Genomic DNA, 10023 nt, shown 5'->3' with positions numbered 1-10023 from the left:
TGAGCATTACTGGGCACCGATAGTGGAATCAATGAGCCGTGAGTGAAGAAGTCATACGCGGCAGGGATGTAATAGCCGGCCTCATCCCAAAAATACGGGAGTCGAAGCAATGGCCCGTGCAGAAGGAGAATCGCTGTGAAGATCAGCGCGAAGATGTGGATGCCACGAAGTCGGAAATGCTCTGAAGACGCGATTGCATTCTTTCTCGCTGATCTCAATAGCGTGCGGTCCTGATAGCGTTTACGCCATGCAGTGATGAATTAGGACAACATCAATTCACTGGCCCCTGCTGCGCGAATTGGGGATCAAGCTTGATCTCGCCAAATGCGTTTTCGTATTGCGAGACGTTCTGCTGCAGGATCATGAGCAGCGCTTTTGCCTGCTGCGGGCTCAAGTAAATCCCCTGAAAGTTTGCCACCTCCACCTCTTCGGGCGTTTGCGCGCGCAGGGTACCGAACGCAAGAAAGAAGTCCCATACGCTCACGCGTACTTGCACGCTGTTGGAGTAGCTCTCGCGATAGTCGTTGGTGGAGGTGAGTTTTACGCGGGGCGGTTGCGGGGGCACAGGCATGAGTCCTCGAGGATGAAGTAGTCGTTAGGATACTTCATGCCGGGTAAACACGCTGGTGCCATTCAAGACCGTGCGGTAAATCTTCCGCCGCGTAGTCAATATGAATGACTCGGCGGTGCGATGGATTAAGCGCTGACGATGAGCCGTGTACAACTAAAGACATCATCATCAGCGCCCCCCCAACTGGAACTCGACACTCGATCGGAGTTTCCGCTCGCACGATTTTTTCGATCTGCCCGTCACTCAAGCGACCGTTCTTATGGCTGCCACGAAAGATACGCAGAGGGCCGTTGTCGCTGCGCGAGTCATCGAGGTGTAGCCAGACGGAAACCATGCGCTGCAGGATCTCAGTTGGAGGCTGAACGTGTTGCACGCCTTCCTTCATCGTCCAATTTTCAAAGCCAGATGCTTCTCTCCGGGACTGAACTTCGATCGTGACGTCCTGGTGGAAGGGCACTTTCCAGTTGGCTTCGGAGGGCTTATCGAAAAAGATTCCGCGTACTGCAAAGCAGTGCTCGCCAAGCACGGCCTCTGCCAGTTCCCTTACCGACTCTGAACAAGCAAGCTCTCGAATGATTCGGCGATCGAGCAGATTACGCACTCCATGGGCGTCGCTGGGAAAAGCGCTTCTCAGCTCGTTGATGCGATGCTGATCGAGAACTCCATTCACGAGACAGACGCCAACTTGAGTCAGGCTCTTGCGCACGGACTCTGGATCAAAGAAGTACGCCACGCGAGAATCCTGCAGCAGGCCTGAAGTGCTTTGGCCATAGCCGGACGGGTTGCACACAGCAACGCAGTTTCGTTCGTGACGTGAGCCAATCGCGCTATACATTCGAGTTACTCCAGTCAATCCGCTGTACCCTGGTAGCCGACCGATTTGCCCGAGGCGCTTGCACGCTGTTCAGAATGAACGTTGCCAAGCTCACCAGCGGCACCTGTCTCCGTTCCGACAAGCCATCGCCATCTGTGCAGTGCACCGTAACTTCGCGACGTACAGGCTTAGGTGAGGGATACTCAACTCGATGCATTTTCCCTTCAACCCAGCAGCGCGCTGATGCGTCGTAAAGCTTGCCAGGCAAACTGCGCCCTATCGGAAGCATCGTTCGACGCCTGCAATTCCGCTTTGTCCTCAGCGATGCCGAAGAACTCGCGTTCCTGACCAGTCATGTTGCGACCCATTGCTTCTCTGAACCTGACCTCGAAATCGGGAGTATTCCACGGCTTCAGATTTTGTTTAGGGGGCATGAGCATCTCCGTGTTCATGCCAACAGCAATTGCAAGCCATGTGCCAGTCGTCCTAAGTAGGTAACCGAACTGAAAATAACTCGTGTAAGTAGCTGATTCTGCAGTGAATTGGTCCGGTTCCTGATCTTGTACAGCCCGGTAACCCCGGTCTATCGGTTCAGATTCTTAACCGGACGGTTAGCGGCGATTCGCACTCGGGTTAATCCCAAGCAGATGCATCCAGCAGGGAACTGTGCTACACAAATCCAAGGCCTAATATCTGTGGATACCCCCTCTGCTCCCAAATTGGTCGCCCTTGCCGGAGAGATGGCCGAATCCGTAATCCCTTTGCGGGACATGGAACTCACCATCGGCCGTGGGCTTTCGAATCACGTCTGTATTTCTGATCCGATCCTGTCGCGGCAACATTGCGTAATCGCCCGCGACAACGAACAGTTCGTGATCCGCGATCTGGGAAGCCGGCACGGGACGATTGTTAATGGCGTGCCTATCAGCCAGCAGGTCCTCCATCACGGGGATCAAATCTCGCTGGGAAGTTCGGTTTTCGCCTTCTTGCTGCGCGAGGATGAGGTTCAGCGAGAATCGACTCGGGCAGAACTCGACGATAACTCCGACGTTCCGGGTGCCCAAACTCTGCTCCGGCAGGAAGATGCCTTGTATCTCAAGCCGGAAACGATCACGAAGGACTTTGTCCAAGGCGGACGACTCGCACGTGATCTGAATACACTCCTGGTAATCGCCAAGAACATCAGCAAGCTTCGGGATCGGGAATCGCTAGCCTGGCAGCTTCTGGGAATGATCTTCGATATCGTTCCTGCCGATCGCGGCGCTCTTCTCGCTCTCGGAGACGAACCGGGACAAGTCAATTGGTCGGTAGGATGGGACCGCCATCGCGGGCCGGGATTTCCGGTGAAAGTGAGCCGCACGGTCGTCTCTCGTGTAGTCCGAGAACGTAGCGGTCTGATGATTCGCGAAGTTCCGGAGAATCCTGAACTCCGCAAGAGTTCCAGCTTCGCTGATTTTCCCATTCATGCCCTCATGTGCGTGCCGTTGACGTTGTCCGCCAAAATTGGCGCGGTGATCTATCTCGACACGAAAGACGCAAGGGTGAACTTTGACGAGAATCACCTGCAGGTCTTGACCGCCATCGCGAGCCTCGCAGCTTTGGCACTGGAAAACATCAACTACCTGGAAGGTCTGAAGCAGGAGAACCATGAACTGAGGGCCCAGATCGCTGTCGAACACAACATGGTCGGCACGAGCCCGAAGATTCGTGAAGTGTTCGAGTTTATCCGCCGCGTAGCGCCAACTGATTCCACCGTACTCATTGAGGGCGAGAGTGGGACAGGCAAGGAATTGGTCGCTCACGCGCTACATTCGAATAGCCCTCGCGGCAACGCGCCCTTTGTTGCCATCAACTGCGCCGCGATCGCTGAGACCCTCCTCGAAAGCGAGCTGTTCGGCTATGAGAAGGGCGCTTTTACCGGAGCTGCCGCTCAGAAGAAGGGAAAAATTGAGGTTGCTGGCGGCGGAACACTGTTTCTAGACGAGATCGGCGAACTTGCATTGCCGCTACAGGCGAAGTTGCTCCGTGTGCTACAGGAGCGTGAATTCGAGCGGGTTGGTGGAACCCGTCCTATCAAAATCGATCTCAGGCTGATTGCTGCCACGAATCAGGATCTCCAGGAGTGCGTGCAATCCGGGAAGTTTCGAAAAGATCTCTTTTACCGCCTCAACGTCGTCGCCATCACCGTTCCACCGTTGCGCGATAGACGCGAGGACATAGCAGATCTTGCAGAGTACTTCATCACGAAGGCGGCGAAGAAGTGCAACGTGCGGTCAAAGGGGCTCAGTGAGGGAGCTCGACTCTGCCTAACCAGCTACGACTGGCCGGGCAATGTTCGTGAACTAGAAAACGCTATCGAGCGAGCCCTGGTACTTGGCTCTGCCGATGCAATCCTGACAGAAGACTTACCGGAAGCGGTCGCCGAGGCAGTGACGCCCGCCGGAGTGCCGGCTACAAAATACGCCGGCGCAATGAAAGACACGAAAAAGCAAGTGATCCTGCAAGCCCTGCAAGACGCCAACGGAAGTTACACCGAAGCGGCCAAAACGCTCGGCCTTCACCCCAACTCCCTGCTACGACTCATCCGGCGTCTCGACCTGAAGTTGGAAGCAAAGAAGATGATGACCTAAGGCAAGGCTTTCGGCCGTCGATTGACGCGTTAACTCGACTTGCGCGACGAAGCCGGGTTTCATAGGGTACGACGTGATCGACCCAGGCCGGGAAATCCGTCGCGTCAAGATCGAGCCGGTGTCAGTTTCCTAAAACGGTCGTAAGTGAGTGTTGAGCCGCGCGTCGAGCGCGTCGCTCCCTGGCAGAGGCAGCAAAATGCATCTTGCCGCTTCGCGTCACCATATCGCTTAAAAAGTATTCATCGCCAAATCGATGGAACACCAGCTTACCTCCGGTGACAGTGCTATCCGTTTCAGTGGCGACGACCATAGTGGATTGCCCATCGCCCATGAATGCGAAGAGTCTGCTGTCTTTAAAATCTTGGACGATGTAGGTGGCGGCGGGCATCGTTTTTCCGGCGACCGCGAAATCGAATGGGACGGTAACCACAAGTACTTGAGCATTCGCTCTCGACGCCGTAAAAAGAGTGGCCCCCACAATAAACAGCATAGTAATCAGTTTTTTCATCTTAGAACCGATGGGCAGGAGCATCGGCACGCGGCGTCGATATTCTTCGTATTCTCCATGAAATCGCACCAGGTCGCGTTCCTCGAATTGAATTGCAATCAAGATGTATGCGGTAGTCGCAATTGCGAACACCAGATGTGCGGATGTCATCAGCGGCGCCGACCAAAACACGAGGAGCCACCCTACATACAAAGGATGTCGAACGAAGCGGTACAGGCCCGGCGTGCGGAACTTGAGGGGCGTGTACGGCTGGCCGCAGAGATATAGCCAGACTTGTCGCAATCCGAGCAGGTCGAAGTGGTTGATGAGGAAGGTTGCAACCAGTACGGTCAGCCAGCCAACCGCATAGAGCGCCAGGATTATCAGTCGTCCTGTGGCGTTCTCCACGTTCCAAATCACGCCCCCGATTGGCTGCCATTTCCAGAACAACAGGAATAACGCCAAACTGGAGAACAGCACGTACGTGCTCCGTTCCACAGGCGCAGGCACGATTCGGGTCCACGCAGTCTTGAACCATTGGCGAGCCATCACACTGTGCTGAACCGCGAATAGTCCCAACAACAAGACGTCAATGGCCAGCGCGAACGTAACGGCAGTCTGAGGTGCAGCGTCGATGGATTTCGGAACAGCGAAGTTTCCGATGAACCCGATCGCAAATAAGAAAGCCCCAAGAAACGCGAGATAGCAAACTACCCCGTAAATAAAACCTGCAATTCTACTGAACATAACTTCTCCTTCCATTCAATGAAAATGCATCTCTAACTGGCTCTGCGCTGGTGACGCTGACCTTTCGGCGTCTTCGATCGCAGCATGGTTCGCGAAGCACAATATGGACGATCTCGACTAGGTGCTTTTTGCTTACTCCCCGCGCCATACGGACGCCAATCTCCCGAGTTTTCCTAGTCCTCATCCTCGTCCCGGTCATCTTTCTCAGGGTGGAAGTAGCTGACCGATTTCTTCCAGGCCTGCCTGGCCACGAGCCTCCCTGTGGCTCTTCCCACGAGGTCTCCGAGTTCGAAGTGAATGCCTCCGTAGCGGCGTGAGATGCCGGCTTGATTTGCTGCGTCGGTGAATGTTGCCCAGGAGAGGGTCACGGCGTGCTGTGGTGTGAGTCCTGGTTCGATCACGGAGCTTCCGGGAGCAAAGGTGACTGAGACTCCAAAGAAATCGCTGCCGGTAAAGCGTTTCAGGATCTCGGCGCCGGCCGCGCTGAACGTGCTGTGTCCCGACACGTATTCAGGAAACGGAGGAGTGGGAAAAGTGCTCGGCTGGTAGGGAATCCAGTTTGCCCCGTCGATGGTGATCGTTCCCTTTCCGGGACCACCCCAGGCTCGCACCTGCTGTCCATGAAACAAGGATGGAATGGCGGTTATGGGGCGCACCGAATCGAAGTGACGCTTTGCGTCCCAGCAAGCTATACCGGCATCGGAGATAGCGTTGGTGAGCGCGAAGAACATCTTCACGTCCTGATCCACCGTGTGGTGATCGCGCGCTGAGATGAATTGCGCGAAGAGGTCCCAGTGCCCTGGAGGAAGTTCCGAGTGCGGGCCGTTGGCCCAATATTCGGCGATCATCTTCTGCTCATCCGTAAGTCTGGCGCTGAGATCGAGCAAAGCTTTGGCTTGCTCGAAAAACGTCGTCGAGCCCTTAAGCGCAGGGCCAAAGCCGGAGATGAAGGGCAGAAATTGATCGGGAGAAGTCAGGGCAAATGGAATCACCTTGAACCATTGCGCACCGACAAATCCAGGCGTGACGACCACCGTGCCATTGTTGAAGGTGAGCGGTTGCCAGCGGTCCGCTTCGACAATGGTCGAGAGGTCGCTCACTGGTACGGTGCTCGGCTTGTTCTTTGGAACATAGCCGGTGTAATCCGCATAAGCCACTCCGCTTGCGGTCAGATTGCCGAGCTGGTTCGACCCGTCGCCGTGACGAAAGGCGAGCACTGCAGCGCAAGCTACATTGCCGATTCCACTTGGTGTTTTTGTGTCGGCAGAAGTGTCATTGATGTCGTACCCGAGTTGAGCCATCAACGGATCGAAGACGCTAACTTTGTCGACGGGAAAGAGGTCAACCGCCGCTCTGTACGCGGCAAAGCTGATCGCCTTGTTCTTGTTTGCAAGCGTGTGTTCCTTTGCAGGACGCCGAAGTTGCCCGCCGAGATGGCTACCGTTGGCCCGCTTATCGTAAGCAGTCCAGGCATCGTAAGCGCAGGTATGCACGATGGCCAGCGCGCGGGCCACCATCGGCGGACCAAGCGTACTGTCGCGCACGCCCTGTAGCGTCGCCTGATTCCACTGCACCACGATGGTTGGACTCTGCGCGAAAATTGAAACTGTATAAATAAAGGTGAAAAAAAAGACGGCGACCACTGCTCGAATGCGAATCATGAATGCTCCTTGTGTGAGTAAGAATCTGTAAAAGTGGAGGACTCTGCACGAACAAAGCACCGCGCCAAGAGTCCTCCGGAGGCAGAGACACACCAAGGTGGCTCATCTCCTCCAAGCTGCCGGCCAGAAGTCCGGCAATCCATTTGCGCTAATCCGCGCGCTTCAGGTTGAGGGTGAATCGCAGATCGAAGAGTCCATTCCCATTTTGATTCAGGCCAATCGTCTCCTGGCTTGCGGTTCCCGAGACCCCAGTGAACATCCCGGTGCCGCCGAGAATGACGCGCTGGGTGGTGACGCCTACGCTTCCTTCAATGCCTTCAACCGCGATCAGGTTGTTGTCGTCGGGGAAGAAGAACAATTGGGTGGTATCGAAGGCGTGCTTTGCCTTGCCGCTCATGATGTCGGCGAGGTCGGCAAGGAATACGCCACGGCATGCCCATAGACCGATGCTGCCTGGTTGGTTGGGATCAAAAGACGTAACGCCTGGGGGAATCGTTCCGGCAGGAAAGATCTTCCCGGTTACAATGAATGTCGTTCCCCGTTTGGGATTGCTGGGATCGGATGGATCGTTATTATTTGGGGAAAAAGTAGCGGCGTCGATCGCGACATCTACCTTCAGCGTCTTGTCGTCTTGAGCATGATCACGATCGGCGGCAAAGACTGGTGTGCAAGTGGCGAGAGAGACCGCAAACATCAACAGAGCTACGGTCGACATTGAAACTAACGACTTCCTGAACATTTAAATCCTCCAAGTTATGAGCAGCATCAAGTTGCGTGACGCTGCGTCTGCGCCGAACTCTCGCGGATTTGACGAAGCAAGGCAATACACCACGACGCAAATGGAAGTATCCGAATAACCTCCATGGTTTGCGTCGGATACGGCCGGAGGTAACACAGGATTTGGGAGCAAATAGAGTCTTGAATGACGCTACTGCAGGGGCTACGCCCCGCGTCCGGCGGGGAGCCGAGGACGAAGTGGAGAATCCGGCGAAGCAAGTGGTGCGCTTTGGCGTATTCGACCTCGACATCGCAGCTCGCCAGCTTCGCAAGTCAGGCTCAAGGATCAAGCTCCAGGATCAACCCTTCCAGATTCTGGAGGCACTCGTGGCTCGTCATGGAGAACTGGTCACACGGGATGAGCTGCGCCAGCAGCTGTGGCGTTCCGATACGTTCGTCGATTTCGAGCACGGCCTCAATATTGGGATTAGCCGCCTTCGCGAAGCGCTGGACGACGCGGCCGATAATCCCAGGTTCATCGAAACGATTCCCCGTCGTGGATACCGCTTCATCGCTCCTGTGCAGTGGGCTCAAGCGGCAGTCGAAACTCCGGCGCCAGCGCCGAATCCGCCGAAAGAACCGAATCGACCTCACGTCCCACGAAAGTATGCGGTCGCTCTGGTCGCGGTTTTACTCGCGGCGGTGCTCACAGGCTTGTATGTGTATGCGAAGCGCGTCCGCACTCCTGCAAGCAGTGTCGTGCCTCCGATTCAGTCCATCGCAGTTCTGCCGTTGATGAACCTCACTGGCGATGTGGGCCAGGAGTTCTTTGCGGACGCTATGACGGAAGCTCTCACCACCGAGCTGGGCAAACTCAGCAGTCTGCGGGTGATCTCGCGTACTTCGGCCATGCAATACAAGCAGACAAGGAAGAGTGTTCCTGAGATTGCGCGTGAGCTCAGTGTGGACGCAGTAGTGGAGGGCTCGGTGCAACGGTCGGGAGATCGCGTGGCAATAACCGCGCAACTTATCTATGCTCCAACGGATCGGCACTTGTGGGCACAGTCGTATGAACGCGACTTGCGCGACGTGTTGTCGATGCAGCGCGAAGTAGCCGACCAGATCACCTATGAAGTTCAGGCGAAAATGAGCGCGCGTGAATCGCGGCCAATTGTCCACAAGGTAAATCCCGAAGCTTATGAGAACTACGTGCTTGGACGTTACGCCTGGCAGACGAGATCGAGGGAGAGCCTGCTTCGCGCCGTGAGCTACTTTCAGAAAGCCATCGATAAGGATCCAAATTTTGCATTGGCCTACTCCGGTGAGGCAGAGGCATACATACCCCTTGCGATGTTGGCGCTCATGCCGCCGCGCGAGTACTTCGAGAAGGCCCGAGAAGCGGCGACGAAGGCACTGGCTCTGGACGATAGTCTTGCCGAGGCCCACAATGCGCTCGCCGCAGTTCTCATGAGCGATTACCGCTGGCAGGATTCAGAACGGGAATACAAGAAAGCCATCGAGCTGAACCCCAATTACGCAACCGCTCACCACTGGTATGCATTCCTGTTGGAGGCGCTTGGCCGGCAGTCTGCCAACCTGTCCCAAAGAAAACTTGCTCACCAACTTGATCCGTTGAACCTCGCCGCCAGCGGCGCCGTTGGCAACGCCTACTTCTATCTCGGCGAATACGATCAAGCCATCGCGGAGTATCAGCGGGCGCTGGAGTTGAATCCAGATTTCTCCATGACGCGCGCATGTTTAGGGGAAGCTTACCTGGCGAAGAAAATGTATCCCGAGGCGATCGCAGAGTTCACCAAGGCAGGCGACCTGGGCAGTCTCGGTTACAGCTATGCAGTGTCCGGAAACAGGCCCAAGGCTCGGGAAATTCTGGCAAAACTTAGCCTGGAGTCGAAATCCCGCTATGTGTCGCCACAAGAGCACGCCCTGGTTTTAGCCGGCCTCGGGGAAAACGAAGAGGCGATCGCTTGGCTGGAAAGAGCCGAACGCGAAAATGTGTCTCTGGATCATCTGAACGTGGATCACGAGTTCAGCTCATTGCATTCCAATCCTCGCTTTCAACAGCTCCTGCGCAGAACTGGACTCTCACGATAGTAGAACTCCACTGTTCCTCCTGCCACACCTCGCCAGAAGTTTCTCCCCAATCGTCGGCAACTCGCAAGTGATTTGGATCTGTGGCACAACTACCCTGCAGTTGCTGCGTCAGCTGCACAAACCGAGTAACGCGCAGGTCCAACCCCATCTGTTCGGGCGTTGTAGAAAGTCCCGATCTCCAGCGAAAGAGTCGCATCCGCCGCCATCCAGAGGCTTCTTTCCGGCTCACCCTTCCACAGCCCGCTGGTGACAAGTTTGTAGAGCAACGGATTGCTCAAATATTT

At 55.6% G+C, this 10023-nt stretch carries 9 protein-coding genes; 2 read left to right on the top strand and 7 right to left on the bottom strand.

Going from position 1 to position 10023, the window contains the following annotated elements:
• The 4 genes from VNX88_13030 to VNX88_13015 all read right to left on the bottom strand — a co-directional run.
• Positions 1-218: hypothetical protein (locus tag VNX88_13030; protein ID HWY69585.1), on the bottom strand; the 218-nt coding region annotated here is incomplete at its 3' end.
• Positions 219-271: 53 nt separating this feature from the next.
• Positions 272-571 (bottom strand): DUF3467 domain-containing protein, encoded by a 300-nt coding sequence (locus tag VNX88_13025; GenBank protein ID HWY69584.1) that lies wholly within the window; start codon positions 569-571, stop codon positions 272-274.
• A gap of 34 nt (positions 572-605) precedes the next feature.
• Positions 606-1406 (bottom strand): phytanoyl-CoA dioxygenase family protein, encoded by an 801-nt coding sequence (locus tag VNX88_13020; GenBank protein ID HWY69583.1) that lies wholly within the window; start codon positions 1404-1406, stop codon positions 606-608.
• 203 nt (positions 1407-1609) lie between these two features.
• Positions 1610-1819, bottom strand: a complete 210-nt coding sequence (locus tag VNX88_13015) for a hypothetical protein (protein HWY69582.1) — start codon at positions 1817-1819, stop codon at positions 1610-1612.
• A 261-nt stretch (positions 1820-2080) separates the two neighbouring features.
• Between VNX88_13015 and VNX88_13010 the strand changes: the two genes are divergently transcribed.
• Positions 2081-4015 (top strand): sigma 54-interacting transcriptional regulator, encoded by a 1935-nt coding sequence (locus VNX88_13010; GenBank protein ID HWY69581.1) that lies wholly within the window; start codon positions 2081-2083, stop codon positions 4013-4015.
• Between the two features lie 121 nt (positions 4016-4136).
• Here VNX88_13010 and VNX88_13005 read toward each other — a convergent pair whose 3' ends face one another.
• The 3 genes from VNX88_13005 to VNX88_12995 form a co-directional block, all read right to left on the bottom strand.
• Positions 4137-5249 (bottom strand): isoprenylcysteine carboxylmethyltransferase family protein, encoded by a 1113-nt coding sequence (locus VNX88_13005; GenBank protein ID HWY69580.1) that lies wholly within the window; start codon positions 5247-5249, stop codon positions 4137-4139.
• A gap of 173 nt (positions 5250-5422) precedes the next feature.
• Positions 5423-6910 carry a vanadium-dependent haloperoxidase gene (locus VNX88_13000; protein HWY69579.1) on the bottom strand — a complete coding sequence of 496 codons (1488 nt, stop codon included), beginning with the start codon at positions 6908-6910 and terminating at the stop codon, positions 5423-5425.
• 148 nt (positions 6911-7058) lie between these two features.
• Complete coding sequence (locus tag VNX88_12995) at positions 7059-7649, bottom strand: hypothetical protein (protein ID HWY69578.1); 591 nt, start codon at positions 7647-7649, stop codon at positions 7059-7061.
• Positions 7650-7828: 179 nt separating this feature from the next.
• Here VNX88_12995 and VNX88_12990 point away from each other — a divergent pair, with 179 nt between their 5' ends.
• On the top strand, positions 7829-9739 hold the full coding sequence (locus VNX88_12990; GenBank protein ID HWY69577.1) for a tetratricopeptide repeat protein: 1911 nt from the start codon (positions 7829-7831) through the stop codon (positions 9737-9739).
• The last annotated feature ends 284 nt before the right edge of the window (positions 9740-10023 follow it).

Source organism: Terriglobales bacterium (assembly GCA_035567895.1).
Taxonomy (GTDB): domain Bacteria; phylum Acidobacteriota; class Terriglobia; order Terriglobales; family Acidobacteriaceae; genus Gp1-AA112.
This window is presented reverse-complemented; position numbering and strand designations above follow the sequence as displayed.